This window comes from Limnochorda sp. L945t, from assembly GCF_035593305.1.
Lineage (GTDB): Bacteria > Bacillota > Limnochordia > Limnochordales > Geochordaceae > Carboxydichorda > Carboxydichorda subterranea.
The window spans coordinates 2,796,629-2,823,257 of the sequence record NZ_CP141615.1; the positions used below are offsets into that span (position 1 = coordinate 2,796,629).

Below are 26,629 nucleotides of genomic sequence, written 5' to 3' on the forward strand. Positions count from 1 at the left end.
CCTCATCTTACCTCGCCTGCAGGGAGAGATACCATCGCAGGCCCGCCACCGGGGTCAGGGAGCGGGCGAGACCCAGCCGGACCACCAGGGGAGTGCGGCCGTAGTCCAGGCTCACCGAAAGCCGGAGCTCGGCTCCCACGTCGGTTGCCGGCGTCCAGGGGGCCGCCTCGAGGGAGAGAGGGCGGGCAGTGTCCGCTGCGCCACCGCCCCGATCCCAGCCGGCCACCCCCTCGGCGAAGAGCGCGAGCGAGAGGTCGTCGAAAAAGGTGGGGGCATCCGCCATGCCCTGGCGAATGGCCACCAGGCGCCGTCGGTACTCCACCTGCAGGCCCACGGCGGCTGCGTCGGCCTGATAGGTCGCGCGATCGAACCCCCGGGCCGGAAAAGCACCGCTCTCGCCGCCCACGTCGAGCGTCACGAGGTCGTGCCCGCCGCTGACCCCGGCGGAGAGGCCCGCCAGCACCGCCTGCCCGTCGATCCGCTGCAACCCGAGAGACCATCCGCCGGTCACCTGGAGCCCTTCCGGAACTCCGACGGAGCGGCCCCCGGCCTCCGCGAGCACGACGGCCTGCGCCCAGCCCTGCTGGGAGCCCAGATGAACGTGGTCGCCCCAGTTGCCGCCCCTTGCCACCCACAGCTCGGCGTAGGTGCGGCGCTCGGCGGCCGGCCACGGCTCTCCGGAAGGATAGGCCTCCCGCCACCACGACTGCGCCAGGGAGAGCGACGCCGCAGTCCCGGCGGCGTACCCCTGGCGCTGCCACCCTACGGTGGCCCTGGCCGTGGCCATCTGCTGCCACCGGACCACATCCCCGGAGCCATCCTCCTCCACAGGCACCGGCTCGACTCCACCCTCGACGCTCAAGTAGCCCGGCCCCGACCCGCCGGGCTGCCACGCGTATGCCGCGTACAGCGCCGGCGCCCCCGACATGAGCCCGATGGCCCCTGCCGCAGCGAACCGATGGGCGCCCAGGGCGTCTTCGCCGGAGGTCCCGGCTCCCAGATAGAGCCCACCCCAGTCCTGGCCCCAGACCGGCTCCCAGTAAGCCGGGCGCAGGGACTCGAGCGGGTCGTACGGGCGTACCTTCCACTCTGTCGAGCCGGGCGAACGCGATCCGCCCGGGCTATCCGGCTCGCGCGAGCGGGAGTCGCCCGTCACCGGATCCCACCGAAGCGCCTGCCAGTCGAGCCGTGCCAGGCGATAGCCGCCCTGGCCGAACCACGAGAAGAAGACCGTCTGGCCGTCCGGGCTCACGGCCGGGTCGAACGCCCCGGTCAACACGTTGGTCAGGCGCGCCAGCCGGCCGGTCCGGGTGTCGCAGGCGTAGAGGTTGTATACGCCGTCCCGATCGGAGTGGAAGAGGAGGTACCGGCCGTCCGGGCTCCAGGAGGGATGGTCGTCGACCGCCACGTCGTCGGTGACGGACTGCGCCTGACCGATGCGCGGCGGATCACCGAGCCGCTCCTGCTCGACCGGCAGGATCAGGACGTCGGAGCCGCCACCCGGCTTCCACGCGGAGAGGGCCAGGCGCTTGCCGTCGGGGCTCCAGGCGAGATGAAGCAGTTGCCAGCCCTCCGGGGGTTTCCATACCTTCCGGGGCGGCTCGACACCCGGTGCCCCCGTCCACCATACCGCCGTCTCGAGGCCCTCTCGGGCCAGGAACGCCAGTTGCCCTCCGGGCCCGGCCACCGGAGCCCACGCCCGCTGTCCCGAGGTGATCCGCTGCCTGCGCCCGGAGCCTGGCTCGATCCGGTAAATGTCGGAAAAGAAGCCCTCCCCGGCCTCGTCCACCGCCGCGTAGTACAGGTACCGCCCGTCCGGAGCCCACGCGATCCCCCCTGGGGCACTCACCAGACCCACCGCGAGCTGGAGATCCTGCCCCGTGGCCCATTCGACCATGCGCAGGTCCTGCAAGTACGGCCCCGAAGCCGCGTACGCCACCCACCGGCCATCGGGGGAGGGCCGGGGCGAAAGCGCCACCCACGCACCCGAACCGGGGAGCAGCCGCGGCTCGGTCAAGCCGGCACGGCGGATGGCCTCGATCTGCGCGGCGAAGCGCTCGCCGGCCTCCTTCTCGAGGTCCTTCCAGATGGCCTCCATGCTCTCCCCGAAGGCCCTCCGGACCGCCTCCCCGGGCCGGGTGACACCGGAGCTGGCGAACTCCTGCTGGAACTCCTCAATGGCGTCCTCGCCCCACCGCCGGGCCACGTAGTCCCACCAGGCGTAGCCGTAGAGGTACACATGGCCCGCCGGCTGGAAGTAACCGAGGTCGTACTGGCCCAGCGCCTCGTCCATCCTGGGCCATTTCGACTCCAGGACCGCCGTCCGCAAGAACATGTCGAACAAGGGATCGCCGCCTCGCCCCCCGGTCACCAGCTCGGTCTCTTCGAAGGTGGCGATGCCCTCGATGAACGCCATGGGTTGCAGCAGATTGGGCGTCGAAAAGCCCGGCACGTGCCCGAACACCTGCCGCAGCCCCCGGGCGGCCCCCTCCGCCATGTCCAGGTGCACCGCGTGCACCATCTCATGGGTGACGACCAGCCGGATCCAGTCGGCCATCCTCAGGCTCAGGCCCGTGGTATAGCCGAGCCCCACCGGGAAAACGGGCAGGATGATGATGCGCCCGTAGTACGTGACGTCCGTGTAGCCGTTGGCCAGGTCGGTGTCGTCGACCAGAGCCACGTGGACGGGCCGGTCGGGCACCGAGCCCAGGCGCTGCCGCAGGGCCTCCACGGCATCCTCCCCGGCGGCGGCCGCGTCCATGGCAGCCGTCTCGTATCCCGGTCGGAAGTGCACCCGCAGGTGAGGCGTCTCGAGGGTCATCCATCCGGTTGCCACGGCCGGCGCCGGAGCCCAGAGGACGAGCAAGACGGCGATGGCCCCGAGGGCCCGCGCGATCCGCATGGCCAGACAGTTCCGCCTTCTCCAGGAGCCTCCTGCCTGGCCAGAGACAGGTGGGAGACGCCAACGGCACCCAGTCTGCCGGGAGGCAGGCCGGCGCCTTGTTGGACCGAGGTGCCACCCCGTACAATGTCGGTGAAACGGAAGGGAGGGGCCGCCTCGTTGCCGGCCCAGCGGGTGTTCACCATAGCGGAAGCCAACGCGTTGGTCCCGTTCCTGACGGAGACGATGACGGCACTGCAGCGCCTCTACCGCGAGAGCAAGGCAGCCCACCGGGAGGTACAGCTCTGCGAGGCGGTGGGTCAGGGCGCCGATGGCCGCTGGATCATGGAGGTGGACCACCGGGAGGCTACGGAGCGCCTCCACCGGGCCGTCGAGCAGATGAAGAGCCTGATCCAGCAGGTCCACGAGCACGGGTGCCAGATCAAGCACCTGGAGATGGGCCTCGTCGACTTCCCCTCCCGCCTGTTCGGCGAAGAGGTCCTCTTGTGCTGGAAGCTCGGCGAGCCGTCGATCGAGTACTACCACGGCACGGCCGACGGCTTCGCCGGACGGCGGCGGATCCCGCCCGACATCCTGCGCCGCGCGGCGAGGCCCAGGCGTCAGCGCCGGGCCATGTGAATCGGCAACCCCACCAGCGCGTGCGCCGCCTCGCCCACCGCCTCGGACAGGGTCGGGTGCGCGTGGATCGCCTCCGCCAGTTCCTCGGCCGTCGCACCGAAGCGCATGGCCAGCACGCCCTCGTGGATGAGTTCGCACGCCCCCCGGCCGATGATGTGGAGCCCCACGACCTCGCCCTCGTCAGGCGGCTCGGCCCGGGCCAGTATCTTGACGACGCCCTCCGGCTCGCCCTCGACGTGCGCCCGGCCCAGGGCGCCGTACAGGAACCGCCCGATCCGCACCGGGATCCCGGCCGCCTGCGCCGCTTCCTCGGTCAGGCCCGCCCAGGCCACCTCGGGGAACGTGAACACGGCCGACGGGACGGGCGAGGTCCCCCAAGGGCGCACTTTCCGGCCCGCCGCATGCTCGACCGCCAGCAGCCCCTGGGCGGAGGCCGCATGCGCCAGGGGGGAAAGGCCGTTGACGTCCCCGATGGCGTACACGCCGGGCCGGGTCGTCTGCATGGTGTCGTCGACCTTGATGCCCGCCCGGGTGACCTCGATCCCCAACTCGCCCGGGTCGAACCCCGTGTAGGCAGGGCGTCGCCCGACCGCGACCAGGACCACGTCGGCCTCCGCCGTGCCCGGCCGGTCTTGCCCGTCCGTGAAGTGCACCTGCTTGGGCGGGCCGAACGGTGTCTGGCCGGGCTGCGCCTCGATGGCCTCCACCCTCACCCCGGTGCGTGCCTCGATCCCCGCCCGCCGGAAGCTGGTGGCCAGGCGCCGGGAGATCTCCTGGTCGGCGACCGGCAGTAGCGACGGCAGCAGCTCCAGGATGGTCACCTTGCTCCCGAAGGCGTGGAAGATGCTCGCAAACTCCACGCCCACGATGCCGCCCCCGATGATGACCAGCCGCTCGGGCACCCGGTCGAGCGCCAGCAACCCGTCGCTATCGACGACTCCCGGCAGGTCCGCGCCCGGGATGGGCAGGTGTGCAGCCTGGGAGCCGGTAGCCAGGATGAGCCGCCGGCCCCTGAGCGCCACCCGCTCCTGCTCGCCGCCGCTGCCGGCGGCCCCGGCCGGCATCACCTCGACCGTGCCGTCCCGGAGCACCGCACCGTGGCCCGGGAAGACCTGCACGCCGTTGGAGCGCATCAGCTGCTCCAGGCCGTGGACGAGGCCGTCCACCACCTCCTGGCGGCGCGCGACGACCCGCGGGAAGTCGACGGCCGCCCCCTCGACCCGGACGCCGAAGGTCTCCGCCTTCTTTGCCGTCAGCAGCACCTCGGCGCTCTTGACCATCGCCTTGGTGGGAATGCACCCGCGGTTGAGGCAGAGCCCGCCGAGGCGGTCCTTCTCCACCAGGGCCACCCGCATCCCGAGCTGGGCCGCCCGGATGGCCGCCACGTAGCCCCCGGGGCCTGCCCCCAGGATCACCAGGTCCCACTCCTGCACCGTACCGTGGGCATTGGCTCCCATGTCTGGGCATGGACCTCCTTATCCTCCGGACGGATCGGGCGCCGCCTCACTGCACCGACAAGAGGGCCGTGCGGTCCGCCTCGGGCACCTTCTCCCGGTTGCGGATCATCTGTTTCAGGATGCGCCGGCCGCCGCGGTCGCCGATCATCACGGCCCCGACCAGGTGCTCTCCCCGAAAGAAGAGGCGCCGGTACTGCCTCTGTCCCATATCCACCCGCACGACGGACTCCAGGCCCGGGTCGTACTCGGGGGTGAGGCCCAGGACGTACAGGGTCGAGTCGAACAGCGTACTGGTGTAGCTCGGGACCTCGCGAAGGGGCTGGTTGGCCCCCAGCACGTTGAGCGCCGCCAGCCGCCCGTGCGTCGAGGCGTTGTCCCACGTGCCCATGGTGTGGTGGCGCTCCAAGAACGCGTCGAAAAACTCGGCCACGTCGCCCGCGGCGTAGATGCCCGGAACGTTGGTGGCGAGCGTCTCGTCGGTGCGAACCCCCTTGCCGATCTCGACGCCCGACCCCTGCAACAACTCCGTGGAGAAGGTGAGGCCGAGCCCGCACGCCACGACCTGGGCCTCCAGGGTACGGCCGGCGGTGGTCACGACGCCCCTGACCGCCCCGCCCTGCACCACCAGGCTGGCGACCTCCTCCCCGTGGATGACCTCGACGCCGTGGTCGGCAGCGATCCGGTCCACGAGGAGCCCACCCTGCTCCTCCAGGACCCGGCGCAGGAAATGGGGCCCCCGCATGAGCCACGTCACCTCGAGCCCGCGCCGGCGCAGCCCCTCGGTCAGCTCGTACGCGATGTAGCTCCCGCCGACCGTCACCGCACGCCGGGCCCGGGAGATCAGATCCAGGATGTGACGGGTGTCGTCCAGGGTCTGGAAGTAGACCAGCCCCTCGGGACGCGGCTCGGCGCCGGGCACCCGTAACGGGCTGGGCCTCCCGCCCGTAGCCACGATGAGCGCGTCGAAGGGCAGCACGTCCTCCCGCTCGCCCGAGGTGTACACGACGCGCTCGGCCGCGTCGACCCTCACGATGCGGGTCGCGAAGTGAATGGCATACCCCATCCGGAGGTGGTGCTCGGGGTCCCGCATGAAAACCCGCTGCTCGGGCAGGTCCCCGCGCAACAGGCGTGGCAGCGCCACGCGATTGTACAGGGGGTATGGCTCCTCGGCGACGACCTGGACATCCAGATCGGGCCGCTCCTTGCGCAGCGTCTCGGCTGCCAGAGTGCCCGCCACGCCGTTGCCGGCGATCACGACGCGCCTCAACTCCCGAGAAGGGCGCGGCTCTCCCACCTGGTAACCTCCCCACCCAAGCCAGCCTCGAGCCCCGTATGCCGGGTCGCCTGCAAACGCCCCTTCGATTCGAGAAGGCCGGAGCGACTCCTCCGGCATGGGATCCAAGGACCTCACCGGCGCCAGGGTACGTCGCCCACGCCTCCCCGGCGGTTGGCCGCGCGGGCCATGACGAACAGCAGGTCCGACAATCGGTTGAGGTACGCGAGCACCTCGGGACGCACCTTATCCCGGCCCGCGAGGGCCACCACCTGCCGTTCGGCCCGCCGGGCCACCGTGCGGGCGACGTGCAGGGCGGCGCCGGCGGCCGACCCGCCGGGCAGGATGAACTGGGTGAGCGCAGGCAGCTCCGACTGGAGCGCGTCGATGAGCCTTTCCATCTCGGCGACCCGGGCGCCGTCCAGGAGCGGCAGCCCCTCGGGCATGCGCTGGCCGCTGTCGACGGCCAGCTCGGCTCCCACGGCGAAGAGGTCCCGCTGGACCTGCTCCAGCGCGCCGATCACGTCGTCGAGCGCCCCGGCGCTCCGGGCTTGGGCCACGCAAAGCCCCAGGTGCGCGTTGAGCTCGTCGATGCACCCGTACGCCTCGACCCGCAGATCGTCCTTGCGCACCCGGCGTGGACCGAGAAGACTCGTCTCCCCGGCATCACCCGTACGAGTGTAGATGCGCGAACCCCCGGCCTTCATCGCCCCGGCGCCACCTCCCCGAGGTGCCCCAGCACCAGGCCGACGCGAAGCAGCCGGCCGGACCGCTCGATCTCCAGCTCGACCCGCTCCCCTGCGGCCCGCTTTGCGAGCAGGGCGCGCAAGCCGTCGTGGCCTTCGGCCGGCTTGCCGTCGACCGCCCGGATCACGTCCATGGGTTGGATCCCGGCCCGCCAGGCCGGGCTTCCCTCGACGACCTGGAGCACCAGGGCGCCCAGGCTCCCGTCTTCGAGGTACTGGCTGACCGCCTGGATCCCGAGGTAACCCGCCCCGGCCTCGCCCGTGCGGCCGAAGCGCACCAGGAGGTCCCTCACCCGGGAGACGGGCACGGCAAAGCCGATCCCCTGCGCGCCGGCGACCCTGGCCGTGTTGATCCCGACCACCCGGCCGCGCCCGTCGACGAGAGGCCCGCCCGAGTTGCCCGGGTTGATGGAGGCGTCGGTCTGGATGAGCTCGTCCATGATCCCTGCCGGAGTCCTCAAGGCGCGGTGCAGCGCGCTGACCACTCCGGTCGTGACCGTCGCCTGCAGCCCCAGGGGGTTGCCGATGGCGACGACGAGCTGGCCCACGCGCAAGTCCTCCGAAGAGCCCAGCTGCGCGGCAGGGAAGCCCTTGCCCTCGAGCCTGAGCAGCGCCAGGTCGTGCGAAGGGTCGCGCCCCAGCACGCGGGCGGCCACGGCCCGGCCGTCCTGAAGGACCGCATGGAGCTCGGACGCCCCCGCCACGACGTGATCGTTGGTGACCGCCAGCCCCTCGGGGTCGACGATCACCGCCGACCCGACGCCCTCCCGCTGCGAGGGCCACGGCCCGTAGAAGGGCTGCGCTTCCGCGCGCGTGGAGATCCGCACCACCGAGGGCCCCACGAGCTTCACCGCCCGGGTGACCGCTCTCGAGAAAGCGTCCAGGAGATCCTCGGCGCCGGCCGCGTCGGCGCGGCCGCCGGCCTCCTCGTCCCAGGCCATCGTCGCATCCCTCTCTTCCGCGACCGGACTTTGACCTTTTTTGACCTTTCTGCGGCATTATACAGGCGCGCCCGGGTCGCGTCAAACGCCGGGTCTCCAGGAATTGGCGCGCGCTCCGTGGAATCCCCGTTCCCCAGATGGGGTTGCACGATTCGTCATCGATACGGCACAATCGGGACATGCTGGCAGTGTCGGCAGGGGTGGCACCGTTGCATGAAAAGTGAGCTCCTCTTCATCGTCAACCCGGTGGCGGGGCACGGGCGTTCCATGCGGGTGTTCTCGCGCCTCGAGTCCGTCATGGACCAGGTGGCGGGCCTCAAGCGGCTCGTGTGGCTCACCCGGGGTCCCGGCCACGCGTTGGAGCTGGCCCGCCGGGCAGCGCTCGAAGGTTACGACCGGATCGTGGCCGTGGGCGGGGACGGCACGGTGCACGAGGCGATCAACGGCCTGATGGGTTTGAAACCCGAGATTCTCAACCGGGTCAGCTTCGGAGTGGTGCCGGCCGGCTCGGGCAACGACTTCTCCCGCAACCTCGGCATCCCCACCGACGTGGGCGCCCTTGCCACGCTGCTCGCCAGCGGGTCGAGCGGGCTGGCCGACGTGGGCACGGTCAACGGGCACTACTTCGCCAACGTGGCCGGCGTTGGCTTCGATGCCGAGGTGGCCCGCATGGCCAACCGGGTGCCCAAGCTGGTGCCCGGGACCTTGACCTACGTGACGTGTGCCCTCGCGCAGCTGGCCGTCTACCGCAACGCCGCCGTGCGCCTCACGCTCGACGGGCAGGTGCTGGAGCGGCGGGCCCTGCTCGTCGCGGTGGGAAACGGGGCTCGCTACGCCGGAGGCATGACCATCTGCCCGGGAGCACGCATGGACGACGGCGTGTTCCGGGTGGTGGTGGCCGGCGACCTCTCCCGCGCCCAGGTGCTCCAGGTGCTACCCCAGGTGTTTCCCGGGCGGCACGTCGCGCATCCCCTGGTGGAGGTATGGGACGCCCGAGAGGTGCACGTGGAGGCCGACCGCCCCCTTTCCATCCAGGCCGACGGCGAGGTGATCGGTACCGTTCCGGCGACCTTCCGCCTGCTGCCGAGGGCTCTGCCCGTGATCGGGCTGCGTACTCCCGAGCCCGGCGGGGCTGACGCGGAGCTCCGAGAGGCCGAGGGTGCCCGAGAGCCGGCGCCGGAGACGGAGGCTTCGGCTCCTGCCGCGGATCCGGCAGGTCCGAGGGCCGAGCGTGAGCCTGCAAAGCGCGAGCCGGCCTCCGAGCCGGGGCGCAATCCTGCCTTCCCGCAATCAAGCGACGAGGACTCGCTGCCCGGGGGCGGCAACGGGTATTTCGAGCGGCGCCGCCGGCGTGACAGCGCGTGAATCATAAGAAGCGAGCAACGCCGTCACGATGAAACCAGACCGATGAGCCCGTTGTGGCGGGGCTTCCTGATTTTCCAGGCAGGGTCCAACCTCCTCAACTTCATCCTCTCCCTCGTCTGGGTGCGGCTGGGCATGGCCTGGCGCATCCGGGTGAGCCGGGCCGGAGAGGCCCGGAGTTGCGGCTACGTCTCCTACTTGCTGCTCTCGGCCCGTTTCGACGCCCGCCTGCGCCGGTCGGGCAAAGCGTGGCGCCTGACCCTCGACGTGCGGCCCGTCCTCGCCGGCCTCCGGTGTGGGCGCATCCATGTCGAGCGGGCGGTGGCCGTCCCTGTTTCGCCGATCGCCCGGGCGCCCGTCGGCGACCCCGGAGCACCGGCCGGCGAGGCCTCGCGGCCCTGGCTCGAGCCGGCTCTGAAGGCCGCCGCCGCGTCGCTACGGGGCAAGGTGGTGGCCTCCTGCGTCGACGTGCACTTGTGCGTGGGGGTGGGCGACGCCATGTGGAGCGCGCTGTCAGCAGGCGCCGCCTACGCCGGGCTTTCCCTCACCGCCCGCGCGCTCGGCTCGTGGACGAGCTTCGAGCGCCGCCCCCGCCTGCGTGTGCGCCCGCTGTACGGGCGGCCTCATCTTTCGGCCCGGGGACGGCTCGAGGCCCGGGCGCGCGCCGGCTGGCTCCTCCTGGCGCTCGTCAGAGGGGCGATCGCGGGCGTCCGGGCCCGGAAGCCGGCCCGCACCCCGGCCGCCGCCCCTCAGCGTGCCAGGGCCCAGAGGGCCGCCGCATAGATCCGGGCCAGCTTGCGCAAGTGGTCGAGCTCGATGCTCTCGTCCTTCTCGTGCGGCACCACCCCCGAGAAGGGCAGCACCGGCCCGTACGCCACGCCCCCCGGTATCGCCCGGGCGTAGGTCCCCCCACCGATGGCCAGGGGCGGTGTCTCGTCGTCGCCGGTCTCCCTCCGGTAGACCTCGAGCAGCGTGCGTACGAGGAAGCTATCCCGGGGTACGTGGTGAGGCGGGTCGTCGTCCGCCCGCAGCACCTGCAGGCCTGCCTCGGACGCCCGTTCACGCACTCTGGCCACCAGGCCGTCCGCCCTGGCAATGGCCACGGGATAGCGGACGTTGAAGGTGGCCCGCAGCTCGCCTCCCTCGAGCCGCAAGACGCCCAGGTTGACCGTCAGCGGGCCCGAGACGTCGTCCCTTTCGGCGATTCCCAGACCCTGCCCGTGCAACCCTTTCCCCGCCCGGGCTATGAACCGCAGCGCGCCGGTGGGGTCCAGCAGGCCATCCCCGTCGCCGTCCACCAGGCAGCCCAGGAGCTGGGAGGCCGCGTTGATCCCCTTCTCCGGCGTGCTGCCGTGGGTGGCGACCCCGTAACTTTCCACCACGATCCGGCCGTCCGGGGCGGCCGATGCTTCGATGCGGGCGCGATAGCGGGTGGCCGCGGACCGTATCGCCTCGAGCCACCGGCCGGCGTCATGGCCGGGAGGCAGCTCCAGCCAGGCGGTGGCCCGGTCGGGCACGACGTTGGGTCGCTGCCCGCCCACCAGGCGTACCAGGGGCCCTGCGGGGAGCTCGCCCCCCAGCGTCAGATCCAGGACCCCTTTCTCCGCGAAGACCACCGGGAACAGGGCGTCCGGCGCAAACGCCAAGGCCGGATAGGGATGGCGCCGGAAGTAATGGCGCACGCACTGAAACCCGGTCTCCTCGTCACCCCCGACGATCAGCCGCAGGCCGCGCCGCACCGGCGCCCCCACCGCCACCAGCGACGCCAGCGCGAACAACGCGGCGGCCGTCGGCCCTTTGTCGTCGATGGCGCCCCGGCCCACCAGCCGCCCGTCGCGGATGATCCCTCCGAACGGCGGCACGCTCCAGCCCTCCCCGGCCGGCACCACATCCACGTGGGTCAGCACCCCGACGTCTTCGCCCGGCGGGCCCCAGCGCGCATGCACCGCATAGCCGTCGACGTCGAGCGTTTCGAGCCCTAACCGGTCGCCCACGCTCACGACCAGTCCCAGGGCCTCGGCCACCCCCGATCCGAACGGCCGGCCCGGGGAGGCAGGCCCCTCCACGGACTCGATCCGGATCAGGCGAACCGCGAAGTCCACGAGCTCCGCGTCGTGAGCCTGGAGCCAGGCTCCGGCGGCCTGTTCCACGGGATCCATCGCTGATGGCGCCGTCATGCCGTCGGTACCCCTTTCGCGCGGGCGTCCTGGCACTCCGGACACCCCCGCTTCATAGCTTTTCGTGAACGCATCCGCCAGCAGCGAGGAGGTTGAGGCCTTGTACCAGGCCAACCTGCAACGCCCTCCCGGCGGCCAACCCTGTCCCCATTGCCCCGACACGGCTCCCGGTCAAACCGCGTCGGCCGCCGACGTGTGGGGAGCTTACGCGGGAGGCCGCGTGCCGGCCACGTGCCCGCCCGGCTTCCAGGGACGCTACACGGTCCAGCCGGGGGACACCATGTGGCTCATCGCCCAGCGCCTGGGGGTCAACATCGACGCCCTGATCGCCGCCAACTCCCACATCCCCAACCCGGCCGCCCTCTTCCCCGGAGACGTGCTGTGCGTCCCCGGAGCGCCGCCGCGGCCGCCCTGCCGCGTGCCGGCCGGTTGTCCGAACGGGTTCGTCCGCTACACGGTGGTCGCCGGCGATACCATGTTCACCCTGGCCCGACGGTTCGGCATCCCGCTCAGCCAGCTCATCGCCGTCAACCCGCACATCCCCGACCCGTCGCTCCTGTTCCCGTGCGACGTGCTCTGCGTCCCGGCAACGGTCAGCTGCCCGCCGGGCTTCCGGACCTACACGGTCCAGCCAGGGGACAGCATGTTCAGCATCGCGCGGCGATTCGGCATCACGCTGGACGCGCTCGTCGCGGCCAACCCGCAGATCCCCAACCCCAACGTGCTGTTCCCGGGAGACGTGCTTTGCGTCCCGCAAGCCCCTGCATGCCCGCCGGGCTCTCAAGTCTACACGGTGCGACCGGGCGACACGATGTTCACCATCGCACAGCGCTTCGGCGTGAGCCTGGACGCGCTGATCGCGGCCAACCCGCAAATCCCCAATCCGGCGCAGATCTTCGCCGGCGACGTCCTGTGCATCCCGCCGCCGTCCATGTCCGCCACGGCGGCGCCGCCCGGTGCTCCCGAGACGGCGGGAGAGGAGTCGCCCTCCCGCTCCCAGGCCGCCGAGCCGGCCGGCTGACGGCCCTCCCCTCGGGTAGCGTCGCCCGTCCGGGGCGGCCACGGGTCTCCGGCCCGTCGGGCCGGAGACCCGCTTTGGGCCCTGACGCCGGCAGAGTGCAGCCGGCCCGGCGCTCAAGGCGACGCGTGGGCCACGATGCCGTCCGAGCGCGTCAAGATCCCCCTGAACAGGAACGACACCTGGCGCAGCGCGGACTCCATGTCGAAAGGCGCCAGCGCCGAGATCGCGTCGACCGGGAGCACGACCTTGTACCATCGCAGCGCCGCGCTCGCGGCCGTGTAGTGCACGCAGATATTGGCGACCGTGCCGCAGATGATGAGGGTGTCGGCTCCCGCCAGGCGCAGGTCGTGGTCCAGGCTCGTCCCGTAAAAAGCGTCGTAGCGCACCTTGCGGATCACGCGCTCGCCCGGTCGCGGCGCCAGCTCGTCGATGATGCGGGCACCCCAGGTGTCTTCCAGCACGTGCTCGCCCCAGATGGCGAACTCGGGATCTCCCGGGCGGTGCCAGTCCTGGGTGAAGAAGACGGGCATGTGGTGGGATCGGGCGAGCTCGAGCAGGCGGGCGATGGCCCCGACGGTGCGCGGCGCGTCGGGCACGAAGAGCTTCCCCTCAGGCCGGCAGAAGTCGTTTTGCATGTCCACGACGACCAGGGCCGTGCGTTCCGGGTCGAGCTCGACCCTGGGCGTCACGGTGTACTCGGGCACTTCGACCGTTCGAGCGGACATTTCGGCCTCCACCCCTGCCCTATTCTCACCGTCCTCGGACAGGGGTGTCAAACTCCGGCGCCCAATAGGTCCGGCGTGGAGGGGGCAACCCAGACCTGGGGACAGGAGCACGGGAGGGATCCGGGTGATGATGCGCGGCGGGCGCCGGTGCGCGGCCCGGCTGGCGGCGGCGATCGTCCTGGCAGGAGCGCTCGTGGCGGGGGCAGGGCCCGCACGGGGGGCGGCGCCGGCTGCAGGGGGCGATGAGCAGCCGTCCCCGGCGGCCGTGGAGATGCGGGGCATCTGGGTGGACAACGGGACGCTCGCGCGGCTCGGAGGGCCCGAGGGGATCGGGCGCCTGATGCGCCAGGTGCGGCAGGCAGGGTTCAACAGCGTGCTGGTGGAGACCATTTACCGAGGCAACACGTTGTTTCCCGGGCCGTACCAGGATCCCCGGTTCGCCCGGTGGGAGCAGGATCCGCTGGAGGCCGTGATCCGGGAGGCCCGTGCCCAGGGTCTGTTCGTGCACGCGTGGGTGTGGGCCCTGGCCGCGGGGATTTACGGCCGGCCGGGTCCGCTTCTGGCCGATCATCCAGAGTGGGCGGACCGCAACCTTGCAGGCAGTGCGTACTCCGGCCTCCCGACGGCCGTCGGATGGCTGGATCCGTCTCGCCCCGAGGTGCGGGAATGGATCGCAGAGCAGGCAGCCATGCTCGCACACCGCTACGGGGTCGACGGCATCCACCTCGACTACGCCCGCTATAACGACGACCTCCACGACCCCTTCGGATACACGCCCCACGCGCAGCAGGCCTTCCGCGCCGAGACGGGCCTCGATCTGGCAGGGAGGGCCCCTCGGGCGCTGCCCCCTCCCGTGAGGCGGGCCTGGGCCGCGTGGCGGGAAGACCAGGTCACGGCCGTCGTGGCCGCCGTCCGGGACGCCCTCGACCGGGCAGGGAGCCGGGCGCTGCTCTCGGCGGCAGTCATGCCCGACCTCGGCCAGGCCCGGCTGGTCCACCTGCAGGATTGGCGCCGGTGGCTGGCCGACGGGCTGGTCGACCTCGTGATGCCGATGGCGTACACTTCGTCGGGCGCCAACCTGGAGGACATCCTCGACGGCCTGGACGGGAGCCTGGACGCCATCCGGGCCTGGCGGGATCCCGGGCCCCTTCGCCGCGCGATCGTGCCCGGGCTGGCCTTGTTCGCGGCGCGCCCGGACACGATCGCAGCCAGCGTCGACGCGGTTCGACGCCGCGGCTTCGGGGGCGTGGTGGCATTCAGCACGGCCTACCTCAGCCTTCCTCTGCAACAGGCGCTGGCGGAGCAGGCGTTCAAGGAGGCGGCCGCGCCTCCTTCCCCGCAGGCGAGCCTGCGCAAGCGGTGGGCGGCCATGGATCCCTTGCCGCCGCAGCCGGTCCCCGAGACGCCCCCGGTCTCGTACGCGGCGACAGGCGCTCCGGGCACCACCAACCTGGCCCGGGACGCCACGGTGTCTGTCGACTCGTCGTTCCGGGGATACGGTCCGGAGGCGCTCCATGACGGGCAGCGCAACGACGTCCTCGAGGTGGGGCGCTGGGGAGAAGTCGCATGGGCATCCGCGGAGCGCCCCGCCGACCACTGGATCGTCCTGCGCTGGCCGACCCCGCGGGCCATCCACCAGGTCGACGTCTACTGGGCCCTCGACCGCGGCCGCTTCTTCTCGTCGACCCGCCTGCGGATCGAGGTCTACGACGACGCGTCCGAAAAGTGGCGGCTCGTCTGGGAGTACCAGGGCCTGCCCACCCACGAGGTGAGCCGGACGAGCGTGAGCTTCGCCCCCGTCACCACTTCGGGCCTGCGCCTGTGGCAACCGGAAGGCGGCGGGCCGCTCGGGCGCCCCGGCCTCATGTGGGTGGCAGAGGTCGAGGTCTACGGGCCCCCGGCGACCGAAGAGGCCGCCAGGGGGACCCCGTGAGGCTTCCTGCGCCCTTCACGGGATCGTCAACGGATCTTCGTCATCTTTTCAAAACCCATGGCCCGCATCCCCCACTTCCCTGCGATAGGTGTAGAGCAGCCGGGTTGCGGACGGGAGGTGCCGCAGGAGCCCTCCTGTTGCCTACCCCGTCCGGCCGCGGCGAGGATCTATAATGCAGCCTGTGATGGGCGAAGCAGAGGGGGCTTGGGTCATGGAGCGATGGAAGCGGTCGGCCCGGTGGCGCCGGCTCTCCGGGCTCGCGCTGCTGGCGATGCTCAGTTTCCTGGCAGGAGCGTTCCTGACCACCAACGTGCTGGACGTGCACCTGTGGGCGCAGAGTTCGCCTGCGCCTCCGGTCGCGCCGAGCGCATCTGCGCCGGCTTCGGATGCCGTCCTGGTGCAGGCGCCGGGTATCGGTAACCCCTATCTGCTCGCGGACATCGCCGAGCAGGTGAGCCCGGCGGTCGTCTTCGTGCAGGCCAAGTTCCCGAAGCCGCAGGTCGTGCAGGATCCGTTCTTCGAGTTCTGGTTCGGGCCCATGCCCGCCCCGCAAGCGCCGGTCAGTGCCGGAACGGGGTTCATCATCTCCGAGGACGGTTACATCCTGACCAACCAGCACGTCGTGGGCAGCGTCGGGGATAACCAGAAGCTCACCGTGAAGTTGGACGTTCCCAACTTCACGGCGGAGGTGCCGGCCAAGCTGGTCGGCTCGAGCTTCAGCCTCGACCTGGCGGTGCTCAAGATCGACAAGCCCAAGGGGCTCGACCGGCTCCCGGTCGTCAAGCTCGGGGACTCGGACAAGACCCGCCCCGGGGAGTGGGTCATCGCCATCGGCAACCCGTACGGCGAGCAGCTGGAGCATACCGTGACGGTGGGCGTGGTGAGCGCCAAGGGCCGCCAGATCGAGGTACCCGACCAGGAAGCCGGCCGGATGCGGCGTTACGAAAACCTGCTGCAGACCGACGCCGCCATCAACCCCGGCAATTCGGGCGGTCCGCTGGTCAACATCCGGGGTGAGGTCATCGGCATCAACACGGCCATCAACGCCCAGGGGCAAAACATCGGCTTCGCCATCCCCATCAACGCCGCCAAGAAGGTGCTCAACGACCTCATCACCCGGGGCGGCATCCAGGTGGTACGCCCGTACATGGGCGTCGGCCTGGAGGACCTGACCCCGAGGATGTCCGGCTACCTGGGGCTGCCCGATACCGACGGCGCGCTGGTCAACCAGGTGGAGCCGGGATCGCCGGCGGACAAGGCAGGGCTCAAAGTCTACGACGTCATCCAGCGCATGGGCCAGGCGCGCATCCGGTCTGCCAACGATGTCATTTCGGAACTCGGCAAGTACAAGCCCAAGCAGCAGGTCCCCTTGCAGGTGTGGCGGGACGGGCGCACGGTCACCCTGGTGGTCGAGCTCGGCGAACGCACCGTTCAGGATTGAGGACGCGCTGAGGTGAGACCTGGCGCTTCCGAGGAGGCGGCGCGGGCCGGGGAGGCGCCGGCCGCCTCCTTGCGCCGCACGAGGCTTTTCCTCGGCATGGCGCGCACCATCGCCCGCCACCAGATGGTGCAGCCGCGCGACCGCGTCCTGGTCGGGCTCTCGGGCGGGCCGGACTCGAGCGCGCTGCTCCACGCGCTGCGGCTCTTCGCACCCCGCATGGGCCTGGAGCTCGCGGCCGCGCACGTGCACCACCACATCCGGGGGCGTTCCGCAGACCGGGACGCCCGGCTCTCCGAGGAGTACGCGGCACGCCTCGGGGTGCCGTTTCATCTCGTGCACGTGGATGCCCCGGCCCACGCGCGCTCCGAGCGCGTCTCGCTCGAGACCGCGGCCCGCACGCTTCGCCTGGAAGCGCTCCAGCGCCTCGCCGCGGAGCATGGTTACCGGCGGGTGGCCCTCGGGCACACGGCCGACGATCAGGCCGAGACGGTGCTCATGTGGGTGCTCAGGGGTACGTCGCCGGCGGGGCTCGGCGGCATCCCCCCCGTGCGCGGCATGTTCGTCCGGCCGCTGCTGGACGTCTGGAGGGAGGACGTGGAAGCGTACTGCCGGGCGGCGGGCATCGAGCCCACACGGGACGAGACCAACCTCTCGCCCGACATGGCGCGCAACCGGATCCGGGCCGAGCTGTTGCCGCTCATCGAAAGCCGCATCCGGCCGGGGGCGAGAAGGGCCCTGGTGCGCCTCGCGCGGCTGGCCCGCGAGGACGAGGCCTGGATGCAACAGCAGGCGCAAGAGGCTTGGGACGCCTTACGCCCCGTGCGGGCCGAGGGGCGCCTGATCATCGACCGCCGGGCGCTGGCGGCCCTTCCCGCGCCCCTGGCGCGGCGCATACTGGTAAGAGCGTTCGAAGAAGTGTCGGGCGGGCACCGGGGACAACTATCGCTGCGCCACGTCGAGGCGCTGCAACAAGCGGTCGCCCGCGGGCGCGGCGGTGCGGTCGTGGTATTGCCCGAGAGAGTACGGGGGGTCGTGGAGCAGGGGGAGCTTCGCCTGCAATCCCTGTGAATCCCCCGGTGGCGGGCTTGCCGTGTGCTATAATGACCCTGGAATCGAGGGCGCCGGGCCAGGGGCCCGGCGCCAGGCGTCCATGGAGGATGTGAAGGCGTAGATGGGCCGTAGGGAGCGGAGGGGAGGGCCGGAGATGAACAGGTTTTTGAGAGGCGTCATGCTTTACCTGTTGATCGCCATCGTCCTCGTCTCCATCGTCAGCACCTTTTACTCCCCCTCCGAGAGCAAGCGGCAGATCGAATATTACCAGTTTACGAGACTCCTGGATTCCGGGCAGGTCGCCAGCGTGCGGTTCGTCGGCGACCAGAGGCTCGAGGGCACCCTCAAGGACAACACCAGCTTTTCCACGTACATCCCGGCAGGCAGCACGCAAGAGGTCATGCGCAACCTCGAGGCGAAGGGCGTGGCCATCTCGGCCGAGCCACCGCCCAACCCGCCTTGGTGGCTCAACTTGCTGCCCAACTTGTTGATGCTGGTGGTCTTCGTCGGCATCTGGCTGTTCATCCTCAACCAGATGCAGGGCGGCTCCAACCGGGCCATGTCGTTCGGCAAGAGCCGGGCGCGGCTGCACACGGAAGAGAAGACCAAGGTCACGTTCAACGACGTGGCCGGCCTGGACGAGGCCAAGCAGGAGCTCCAGGAGGTCGTGGAGTTCCTCAAGCATCCCAAGAAGTTCGTCGACATCGGCGCGCGGGTGCCGAAGGGCATTTTGCTGGTAGGCCCGCCGGGCACCGGCAAGACGCTTCTGGCACGAGCGGTGGCGGGCGAGGCCGGTGTCCCCTTCTTCAGCATCAGCGGCTCGGACTTCGTCGAGATGTTCGTGGGCGTGGGAGCCGCCCGCGTGCGCGACCTGTTCGAGACGGCCAAGAAAAACAGCCCGTGCATCGTCTTCATCGACGAGCTGGACGCGGTCGGTCGCCAGCGGGGCGCGGGCCTCGGCGGCGGTCACGACGAGCGGGAGCAGACCCTCAACCAGCTCCTGGTGGAGATGGACGGGTTCGAGCCCAACAGCGGGATCATCATCATGGCCGCCACCAACCGCCCGGACGTCCTGGACCCGGCCCTGCTGCGACCGGGACGCTTCGACCGCAAAGTGGTGGTCGACCGGCCGGACGTCGAGGGGCGCTATGAGATCCTCAGGGTGCACAGCCGCAACAAGCCCCTCGCGCCGGACGTGGACCTCAAGCTGCTGGCCCGGCGCACGCCCGGCTTCGTGGGCGCGGATCTCGAAAACGTCATGAACGAGGCGGCCATCCTCGCGGCCCGCCGCGGCAAGAAGCGGATCACCATGGACGAGTGCGAGGAGGCCATCGACCGGGTGATCATGGGGCCCGAGCGGCGGCACAAGGTCATCCGGCCGCAGGACAAGAAAGTGCTGGCCTATCACGAGGCCGGACATGCTCTCGTGGCCCACTTCCTGCCCCACTCCGACCCCGTGCACAAGGTGACCATCGTGGGCCGGGGATTGGCCGGCGGGTACACCATGGTGCTCCCGGATGAAGACCGCATGGTAGAGACGCGCAGCGAGCTCCTGGACCGCCTCGCCCACATCCTGGGAGGCCGGGCCGCCGAGCAGCTCGCCTTCTCCGAGATCAGCACGGGGGCTCAAAACGACCTCGAGCAGGCCACCAAGCTGGCCCGCCAGATGGTCATGGCGTGGGGCATGAGCGAGAAGCTGGGGCCTCTGACCTTCGGCCGCCAGCACGAGGACCTCATCTTCCTGGGCCGCGACATCGCCCGGGACCGCAACTACAGCGAGCAGGTGGCCGCGGCCATCGACGACGAGGTGCGCCGCCTCATCGAGGAGGCCTACAGCAAGGCGGCAACCATCCTCAAGGACCACCGTGACGCGCTCGAGCGCGTGGTGGAGGCGCTCATGGAGAAGGAGACGCTCAACCGGGAGGCCTTCGTGGCCACGGTCGAGGGCCGGGAGCTCCCGGCCGAGGCGCCGGCACCATCCGCGCCCGCCGCCTCTCCCGAGGCTCGCTCGGCTGCCGGAGCGGAAAGGCCGCGGCGGGCTCTCGACAAGGACGGCCTGCTGGAGCCACCGGGCAAGCAGCCCAGACCGGCTGAGGGCTGACGGGTAAAGTCCCGTGACGACGGAGACGGCCCGCCTCCGGGCGGGCCGTCAGGTAGCGGTCGTCGAAGGCAGCGCGTCTTTCTCACCCGTCGATGAGGACACGCACGCCTGTCACGTAAACGAAGACCGGACCTCCCTCACCTCAGGCGCCCGTCTTGGACTGCGCCTGGGTGTTGGCCCAATACGCCAGGACCGCTACGATGACGCCGCCGATCACGCTGATCCACTTGAGCGGATCGGCCGTGACCACGAACGGTAAGATAATCAGCAGTACGCCAACGACCACGTTCACCCAGTTTTGCCACATGGCATGGTCAACTCCCTTCTCTACCGAAGGGCTGGGCGCCCGTTGTCACCAAGGAACGTCGCTGGCGCTGCCTCCCCACCGCTACCCACGGCCTGGCGGGCCGTCTGGATCCGGCTCCGGATCCAGCATCAGTATAGGCTGGCAGTAAGGGAGCGTCAAGCTGGCGCACCGTCATGACGGCCACCGTGACGTCGTCGGGCCACCGGCCGCGGGCCACCTGCTCGAGGCAGGAGCTCAGGGCGTCGGCGAGCGCGGCCGCCTCGCCACGAGCGCTTCCCAGGGTCTGCAGGACGTGCTGCAGGCACGACTCCCCGGCCTCCCCGAGCTCGGCGGCGCCGTCCGTAGCCATGACGATCACGTCGCCGTCGAGGAGCCTGCGGCGTACCGGCTCCACCTCCACCGCCTGCAGGATGCCCGCGGGGATGGCCCGGCCTTCCAGGCGTTCCACGCTCCCGCTTCGGAGGACGAACGTGGGGTACGCCCCTGCCTTGGCCAGCTCTAGTTCGCCCGAGACGAGATCGAAGACGGCGAGATCCAGCGTGGCGAACCGTTCGTCGGGGGAACGGGCCAGCAACACCGCGTTGGCGAACTGGATTGCCTGCCCCGCGTCGAACCCTGCCACCAGCGCCGCCTCCGCCAGCCGGACGGCCCCGGTGCTTTCCCGGGCCGCCTCCGGCCCGCTGCCCATCCCGTCGCTGAGCACCACGGCAACCAGGCCGGGGGCGAGCTGCACGCGGTGGAAGGTGTCCCCCGAACTGTTTTGGTCCCAGCGGGTGCGAGAGGTAAACGCCACGTCCAGCTGCCAGGCGGCCCGGGGACCCAGGCGCACCTCGCACCCGGCCTCGTCGCGCCGGCCACCGTCCGGCCCCGGCTCGTGCCGGCAATGCTCGTCCACCACGGCCAGCGGGATCCCCTCGCTCTCCTGGGCCGCCCGGAGCACCCGGCGGCTGCAGGAGTGAGGAGCCCCGCACGGCTCCCGTAACCGCACCACCACTTCCCGCCGGCAGCCCGCGCCGGCCACCAGCGCCTCGCGGTACGGGATCCCCAGGCGGGCCATGTGGCGCATGAGCCGGGAGGCCGCGGGCACGTCGAGCGGAAGCCCTCTCTCCTGCAGGTGCGCCCTCAGGCGCCGCAGCATGCCCGCGGCCGCGCCGACTTCGGACATGAGGCGCCGGGACTCGGCCTCTGCCCCCTTGCGGGCGCGCTTGAAGGCGGCCATCAACGCGGCCGTGTCGCTCACGGCGGCCGCCAGGCGGAAGGGCTGGATGCAGCGCCGCCGCAGCTCTGCGGGCATGTCGGACTCGACGGCCTCTCCGCGCTGCTCGGCCCGCTCCAGGAAGGCGAGGACGTCCCAGAAGCTCGCGTTGGCGTGGCTTTCCCAGCAGTGGGCAAAAGAGGGGCACTGCCGGCACGCCCGCTCCTGCACCTTGCCCACGTAGCCGGGGCCGTCCGCCCAGTCCGTCCCGTCCATCGCCGAGGCGGCGGTCTCATACGTCGCCCGCAGCGCCTCTACGATGCCGGCGGCGCTCTCGACGCCCTCGAGGGCCCGGCGGTGCGCCCACTCGGCCACCAGCACGCCGGACGGCCCGGTCGCCGCCATCGCTCCGCCTCCGGCGACGCCCCCGTCCGGGGTTGCCGCAAGCCCGAACTCGCGCCCCCGGCGCTCCAGCGCCACGATCCACGCTCCGGGCATGAGCAGGTACAGGAGCGCCCCCGCCAGCGCGTGCCCGAGCGCCCATGCCACCCACTCTGCCGACGACGCGGCCAGGCCGGCGGCAGCGGTCACGCCGGCCATGGAAAGGGCCGCCCACTCCTTGCGCCCTCCCGATACCGCCGCGGCCCCCAGCGCGCCCGCCGCCTGCGCCAGGGCGAACAAGAGCCACCGCGGGCTCGCTACGGCCATCAGGAACCCCGACACCACGGCCAGCGCCACGCCCAGGGAGGGGCCGGCAGAGGCCGTCGTGACCAAAGTGAGCAGCGGCCCGGCGACCGCAGCCAGGTGGACGGGCCCCACTCCGATCGGCACCAGCCCCACCAAGAGCGCCGCCCCCGCGGTCACCAGGCCGGCCGCCCGCTCCACGAGGCCGGCGCTCTGGCCCTGGGTGGCTGCTCCGGCGACGGCGCCGTCCGCCGAACCCCCGTCGGCCCCCGCAGCGGCTCCACCCGCCGGCCCGGGCGAGCTACCCCCTCCCCCCAGGAAGGCGGCGACCGGCGACCACAGGTGAGTGAGCGCCGCGGCGGCCATCGCCTCTGCCACGGTCTCGATCCACCACAGGGGAGCCTGGCCGATCCCCAGGCCGCCCGCCACCATCCGGGCAGCCATCACGGCCAGGGCCGCCAGCAAGTGCCGCCGCCGGCGCAGGCGATGGCTCCCCTTGGGCCCCGCCAGGGCCCACCCCAGGGCGACCGCCGCCAGCACGACAGGGCCATGCGCGGGTGCGAACAACGCAGCTCCGGCCACCGTGCCCACGGCGGCCGCGGCCGGCAACAGGGCTCCCGTCTCGAGGGTGCTGAAGAAGAAGGCCAGCGCGAACGGCCCCAGGTTACCGACGCGGGCCGACGAGAGCAGCACTCCGGCGAGCACCGCCAAAGCGGGGCCAGCGACGTGTCGCACGACGACTCCCCGCCGGCCAGGGTACCACGCGGGCTGGACCCCGTGTGTCGATCCGCCTTCTACGCCTTCCGAGGGAATCGGTCGCGGGATCCTGCCGGCTCAGACACGGTCCCCGCGGTACGGGCGATCTTCGGAAAGGCGCCGGGCCAACTCGCGCAGCCAGTCGAGCTGCCCCTTCTTGGAGCCGAAGTCGGCGTCGTTGCGGTAGGAAAAGGTGACGCTCAGGCGGCGGATCCCGCCGAGATCTTCATCGACGACGCGAAATCCCTGGTGATCTTTCAGGAGAACGGCAAACCTCGCGCCGGCGTCCAGGTTACCCGCTCGCATGGGGTCGGGGGCGTCCGTGAACTCGTAAGACAGGGTGAGTTGCCCGCCCTCGTCGGGCCGCTCCGGGATGACCCCCAGATCCCGGAGCTGGCAGGCGTGCTCGGTCAGCACCTCGCAAGCACGGAGCAGCACGTCCAGCTCCCCGGATGCCTCCAGCGCCCCATCCGCGGGCTCCTCCCGGCCGGAAAGGCGGCCCTCTTCCTCGTCCAGCCACGCATCCCCGCCTCCGCCGCCCAGGCGCCACATCCAGGCGTCGGCGACCTCGCAGCGCCCCGTCTCGCGGTCCCACTCGAAAGGGTTGATGCGCCAGCCGTCCAGGAGACGACCGAGGACCGCCATCTCCTGCGCCGACAGGTGCCGGGCGAGCAGCGACCGGATGGCGCCGATACGACCGCGTTGCCCGGAAGCGGCCACGCTCAGATCACACCCCTCCGGCCGTCCAGCGAAGGCACCCGCCCGTCGGGGACGGCCGCCCGGCGCGTCTCGTCACGCCGTGCCCTTTCGCCGGCGGCGGGCAGGACGAACGTGAAGCGAGCCCCGCCCTCGCGCCGGTTTTCCGCGAAGACGCGCCCTCCGTGCGCCTCGATGACGGACCGCACGACGGCAAGGCCGATGCCCGAGCCCCCCGTGCTGCGGGCCCGGGCCAGATCCGCCCGGAAGAAGTGGTCGAAGATGTGCGGCAGGCTCCCCTCCGGGATCCCGGGCCCGTTGTCCTCCACCGAGACCACCACCTCCCGGCCGCCGGCGGCCGGCTCCACCCGGATGCGCACCTCGCCCCCCTCTGCAGGCAGGTGCCGCACCGCGTTGCTCAGCAGGTTGGCCATGACCTGGCCGATGCGGTCCGGATCGGCCAGCACCTGGGGGCTCGGCGCACGCGTGACCGTGAGCCGGGCGTGCAGCTCGTCGAAGCGCGGGCGCCACAGGTCGGCCGCCGCCTCCACCAGGTCGGCCAGGTCGACCCGCTCCCGGTGCACCGGCAGCTCCCCGGCCTCGGCCATGGCGAGATCCCGCAGGTCGTTGACCAGCCGGGCCAGGAGGACCACCTGGGTGTGGATCCCCGCGATGCGCTGGGGAGTGGCCGGCGTGACGTCGTCGAGCATGGCCTCGAGGTTGGCCTGGACCACCGTCAGGGGCGTCTTGAGCTCGTGGGCGATGTCGGCCAGGAGCTGGCGGCGCTGCTGCTCCTTGCGCTCCAGGGTCCGCTCCATGGTCGTGAAGGCCGCGTCCAGCCGGTCGAGCTCGTCACCGGTCTCGGGCAGCCCCGCGTGCGCGGCCGCTCCGATGGCCAGGGCGCGCTGGGAGAGACGGTGCAGCCGGCGGGTCATGGTCGAGGCCATGACGACGCCCATCCCGGCTCCCACCGCCGCGGCCACCACGCCCACCTGCCAGAGCACCTCCCGGACCCGGGTCAAGAAGCGTCGCTCCGGCAGGCCCATGAAATAGCTGATGGCCGGGCCCCACCCCTGGCCCATCATGCGGCGCATCCATCCAGGATGGTCGCCCGGCGCCGGTACCGTGCCCGGCTCCCCGGGCGAGGCGCTCTCCACCCGCACGCGGAAGAGGTAATACTGGAACTCCTGGTTGACGGCCCACTGGGCGGCCACACCGACGGCGACCACCGTCAAGACGGCAACCAGGGCGAAGGCCGCGGCCATCTTGAAGACCACGCTGTTCACTCGCCTCGCCCCCCGCTCGGCGGGCTCTCCTGGGGTACCAGCTTGTACCCCACGCCGTACACCGTCGCGATGAACCGGGGATGGCGAGGGTCGTCTCCGAGCTTTTGGCGCAGGTTTTTGATGTGCGCGTCGATGGTGCGCTCGTAGCCCTCGAAGGCCATGCCCTGCACCCGCTCCACCAGCTGTAACCGGGTAAACACCCGGCCGGGGTGCGATGCCAGCGTTGCCAGGATCTTGAACTCGGTGGGCGTGAGCTCGAGCTCCCGCCCCCGCAGGGTCGCCTGGTGGCGGGGCACGTCCACCGTCAACTCGCCGACCCGGTGCACTTCGTCCTCTGCGCCCCGAGCGACCGGCGCAGCTCCCGCCCCCGGCGCCGGCGCAGCCCCGCCTTGGGAACGGGCGTGAGCCCGACGAAGCACGGCCCGCACCCGCGCGACCACCTCGCGGGGGCTGAACGGTTTGGTGATGTAGTCGTCGGCTCCGAGCTCCAACCCGACGACCCGGTCGACCTCGTCACCCCGCGCCGTCAGCATGATGATGGGAAGGTCCGACTCGTTGCGGAGGCGCCGGCACACCTCGCGGCCGTCGAGCCCGGGCAGCAGCAGGTCGAGCAGCACGAGGTCCACGCCCCGGGAACGGGCCAGCCCGAGAGCCTCCAGACCGTCGCCGGCGATCACGACCCGGAAGCCTTCGGCCTCCAGGTACGCGCGCAGCACCTGGGTGATCTCGGGCTCGTCGTCGACCACGAGAATCGTCTTTCCCGCCGCCGGCGCCGCCGGTTGTACCCTATCCGTCGTTCACCCATCTCCGCCCCCTCTAGCTTCTCCTGTCGCCCGTCATGCGTCAAGCCACGACGGCAGGGGCGACCCCGGGCCGGGAGGAATCCCTCTCCCCGGCGAAAGGCGGGTGCAGGCAAGGGTTGAACGTACTGGTGACCGGCGGAGCCGGCTACGTCGGGAGCCACGCCGTGCTGGCGTTGTTGGAGGCAGGGCACGACGTGACGGTGCTCGACGACCTGTCGAGCGGGCATCCGGAGGCGGTACGGGACGTGCCGCTGGCCGTGGCCGACGTCACCGACCGCGGCGCGCTGGAGCGCCTCGTGCGCGAGCGCGGCCCCTTCGATGCGGTCATGCACTTCGCGGGCAAGATCCAGGTCGGCGAGTCGGTGCGAAAGCCCGACCTCTACTTCCACGTCAACGTGGTGGGCACCCTTCATCTGCTGGAGCTGCTGGCCCGGCACGGCACCCGGTGGTTCGTCTTCTCGTCGTCGGCCGCGGTGTATGGAGAGCCGGAGACCGTGCCGATTCCAGAAGAGCACCCCCTGCGCCCGGCCAGCCCGTACGGGGAGACCAAGCGCGCGGTGGAGGCCATGCTTCCCTGGTGGGAAGAGGCGTATGGCCTGCGCTGGGTGAGCCTGCGCTACTTCAACGCCGCCGGCGCCGACCCGCGAGGCCGGACCGGCGAGCGGCACGACCCCGAGACCCATCTCATCCCGGTCGTGCTGCAGGTTGCTCTCGGGCGGCGCGACGCGGTGGAGGTGTACGGGACCGACTGGCCCACCGCGGACGGGACGTGCGTGCGCGACTTCGTGCACGTGAGCGACCTGGCGACGGCCCACCGCCTGGCCCTCGAGCATCTGGGAAACGGTGGGGCCAGCGGCTGCTTCAACCTCGGCGGCGGTCAGGGGTGGTCGGTGCGGCAGGTCATCGAAGTGTGCCGGCAGGTGACGGGGCGGCCCATCCCCGTGCGAGAGGCCCCGCGCCGGCCGGGTGACCCGGCCGTGCTCGTGGCCGACCCCGCCCGGGCGCGCAGGCAGTTGCGGTGGCAGCCGCAGTTTTCCTCGCTCGAGACCATCGTCCGCACGGCCTGGGATTGGCACAAGGCAGGCTATTGACAGTCGCGCGTCACCCTTCTAGAATCGAGCCAGCCTGAGGGCTTGGCCGTGTCGCCGGTGCCAC

At 71.4% G+C, this 26,629-nt stretch carries 21 protein-coding genes; 9 read left to right on the forward strand and 12 right to left on the reverse strand.

The window, feature by feature from the left end; translation table 11 throughout:
* Nucleotides 1-7 precede the first annotated feature (7 nt).
* A complete protein-coding gene (locus tag U7230_RS12905) occupies nt 8-2,902 on the reverse strand; it encodes a hypothetical protein (protein ID WP_324716245.1) in 2,895 nt (964 codons plus the stop codon).
* Nucleotides 2,903-3,061: 159 nt separating this feature from the next.
* On the opposite strand from U7230_RS12905, the gene U7230_RS12910 reads away from it, so the two are divergent.
* A complete protein-coding gene (locus tag U7230_RS12910; protein WP_324716246.1) occupies nt 3,062-3,520 on the forward strand; it encodes a DUF2203 domain-containing protein in 459 nt (152 codons plus the stop codon).
* On the opposite strand, the gene lpdA is transcribed toward U7230_RS12910, so the two are convergent.
* From lpdA to U7230_RS12930, 4 genes are all read right to left on the reverse strand, one after another.
* On the reverse strand, nt 3,502-4,977 hold the full coding sequence (gene lpdA, locus U7230_RS12915; protein ID WP_324716247.1) for a dihydrolipoyl dehydrogenase: 1,476 nt from the start codon (nt 4,975-4,977) through the stop codon (nt 3,502-3,504). The genes U7230_RS12910 and lpdA overlap by 19 nt on opposite strands.
* Before the next feature lie 46 nt (nt 4,978-5,023).
* Nucleotides 5,024-6,271 (reverse strand): NAD(P)/FAD-dependent oxidoreductase, encoded by a 1,248-nt coding sequence (locus tag U7230_RS12920; RefSeq protein ID WP_324716248.1) that lies wholly within the window; start codon nt 6,269-6,271, stop codon nt 5,024-5,026.
* 113 nt (nt 6,272-6,384) lie between these two features.
* The gene (locus U7230_RS12925) at nt 6,385-6,957 is read right to left on the reverse strand and encodes a cob(I)yrinic acid a,c-diamide adenosyltransferase (protein WP_324716249.1); all 573 of its coding nucleotides are present in this window, start codon (nt 6,955-6,957) and stop codon (nt 6,385-6,387) included.
* On the reverse strand, nt 6,954-7,937 hold the full coding sequence (locus U7230_RS12930; RefSeq protein WP_324716250.1) for a S1C family serine protease: 984 nt from the start codon (nt 7,935-7,937) through the stop codon (nt 6,954-6,956). Before U7230_RS12930 ends, U7230_RS12925 begins: the two co-directional genes overlap by 4 nt.
* Nucleotides 7,938-8,150: 213 nt before the next feature.
* Here U7230_RS12930 and U7230_RS12935 point away from each other — a divergent pair, with 213 nt between their 5' ends.
* Nucleotides 8,151-9,302 carry a diacylglycerol/lipid kinase family protein gene (locus U7230_RS12935; protein ID WP_324716251.1) on the forward strand — a complete coding sequence of 384 codons (1,152 nt, stop codon included), beginning with the start codon at nt 8,151-8,153 and terminating at the stop codon, nt 9,300-9,302.
* 42 nt (nt 9,303-9,344) lie between these two features.
* Nucleotides 9,345-10,082 (forward strand): hypothetical protein, encoded by a 738-nt coding sequence (locus tag U7230_RS12940; protein ID WP_324716252.1) that lies wholly within the window; start codon nt 9,345-9,347, stop codon nt 10,080-10,082.
* On the opposite strand, the gene U7230_RS12945 is transcribed toward U7230_RS12940, so the two are convergent.
* Nucleotides 10,049-11,476: a Sapep family Mn(2+)-dependent dipeptidase gene (locus tag U7230_RS12945; protein ID WP_324716253.1), complete on the reverse strand. Its 1,428-nt coding sequence runs from the start codon at nt 11,474-11,476 to the stop codon at nt 10,049-10,051. The two genes, U7230_RS12940 and U7230_RS12945, sit on opposite strands and share 34 nt — an antisense overlap.
* Before the next feature lie 100 nt (nt 11,477-11,576).
* Between U7230_RS12945 and U7230_RS12950 the strand changes: the two genes are divergently transcribed.
* Nucleotides 11,577-12,497: a LysM peptidoglycan-binding domain-containing protein gene (locus U7230_RS12950; RefSeq protein WP_324716254.1), complete on the forward strand. Its 921-nt coding sequence runs from the start codon at nt 11,577-11,579 to the stop codon at nt 12,495-12,497.
* A 113-nt stretch (nt 12,498-12,610) separates the two neighbouring features.
* Here U7230_RS12950 and U7230_RS12955 read toward each other — a convergent pair whose 3' ends face one another.
* Nucleotides 12,611-13,222, reverse strand: coding sequence for a cysteine hydrolase family protein (locus tag U7230_RS12955; RefSeq protein ID WP_324716255.1), 612 nt, complete (start codon nt 13,220-13,222; stop codon nt 12,611-12,613).
* 127 nt (nt 13,223-13,349) lie between these two features.
* Between U7230_RS12955 and U7230_RS12960 the strand changes: the two genes are divergently transcribed.
* The 4 genes from U7230_RS12960 (at nt 13,350) to ftsH (ending at nt 19,747) form a co-directional block, all read left to right on the forward strand.
* Nucleotides 13,350-15,155 (forward strand): glycoside hydrolase family 10-like protein, encoded by a 1,806-nt coding sequence (locus U7230_RS12960; protein ID WP_324718247.1) that lies wholly within the window; start codon nt 13,350-13,352, stop codon nt 15,153-15,155.
* Between the two features lie 211 nt (nt 15,156-15,366).
* Entirely contained in the window at nt 15,367-16,596 is a 1,230-nt protein-coding gene (locus U7230_RS12965) for a S1C family serine protease (protein WP_324716256.1), read from the forward strand.
* Between the two features lie 12 nt (nt 16,597-16,608).
* A complete protein-coding gene (gene tilS, locus U7230_RS12970; protein WP_324716257.1) occupies nt 16,609-17,664 on the forward strand; it encodes a tRNA lysidine(34) synthetase TilS in 1,056 nt (351 codons plus the stop codon).
* 136 nt (nt 17,665-17,800) lie between these two features.
* On the forward strand, nt 17,801-19,747 hold the full coding sequence (ftsH, locus tag U7230_RS12975; protein WP_324716258.1) for an ATP-dependent zinc metalloprotease FtsH: 1,947 nt from the start codon (nt 17,801-17,803) through the stop codon (nt 19,745-19,747).
* A gap of 142 nt (nt 19,748-19,889) precedes the next feature.
* Here ftsH and U7230_RS12980 read toward each other — a convergent pair whose 3' ends face one another.
* The 5 genes from U7230_RS12980 to U7230_RS13000 all read right to left on the reverse strand — a co-directional run bounded on the left by U7230_RS12980 (nt 19,890) and on the right by U7230_RS13000 (nt 25,417).
* Nucleotides 19,890-20,054: an SPW repeat domain-containing protein gene (locus tag U7230_RS12980; RefSeq protein ID WP_324716259.1), complete on the reverse strand. Its 165-nt coding sequence runs from the start codon at nt 20,052-20,054 to the stop codon at nt 19,890-19,892.
* A gap of 7 nt (nt 20,055-20,061) precedes the next feature.
* Complete coding sequence (locus tag U7230_RS12985) at nt 20,062-22,668, reverse strand: SpoIIE family protein phosphatase (protein WP_324716260.1); 2,607 nt, start codon at nt 22,666-22,668, stop codon at nt 20,062-20,064.
* A 99-nt stretch (nt 22,669-22,767) separates the two neighbouring features.
* Nucleotides 22,768-23,409: a hypothetical protein gene (locus tag U7230_RS12990; protein WP_324716261.1), complete on the reverse strand. Its 642-nt coding sequence runs from the start codon at nt 23,407-23,409 to the stop codon at nt 22,768-22,770.
* 2 nt (nt 23,410-23,411) lie between these two features.
* Nucleotides 23,412-24,671 carry a sensor histidine kinase gene (locus U7230_RS12995; protein ID WP_324716262.1) on the reverse strand — a complete coding sequence of 420 codons (1,260 nt, stop codon included), beginning with the start codon at nt 24,669-24,671 and terminating at the stop codon, nt 23,412-23,414.
* Nucleotides 24,668-25,417: a response regulator transcription factor gene (locus U7230_RS13000; RefSeq protein WP_324716263.1), complete on the reverse strand. Its 750-nt coding sequence runs from the start codon at nt 25,415-25,417 to the stop codon at nt 24,668-24,670. Before U7230_RS13000 ends, U7230_RS12995 begins: the two co-directional genes overlap by 4 nt.
* 173 nt (nt 25,418-25,590) lie before the next feature.
* Here U7230_RS13000 and galE point away from each other — a divergent pair, with 173 nt between their 5' ends.
* The gene (galE, locus tag U7230_RS13005) at nt 25,591-26,565 is read left to right on the forward strand and encodes a UDP-glucose 4-epimerase GalE (protein WP_324716264.1); all 975 of its coding nucleotides are present in this window, start codon (nt 25,591-25,593) and stop codon (nt 26,563-26,565) included.
* Nucleotides 26,566-26,629: the final 64 nt, after the last annotated feature.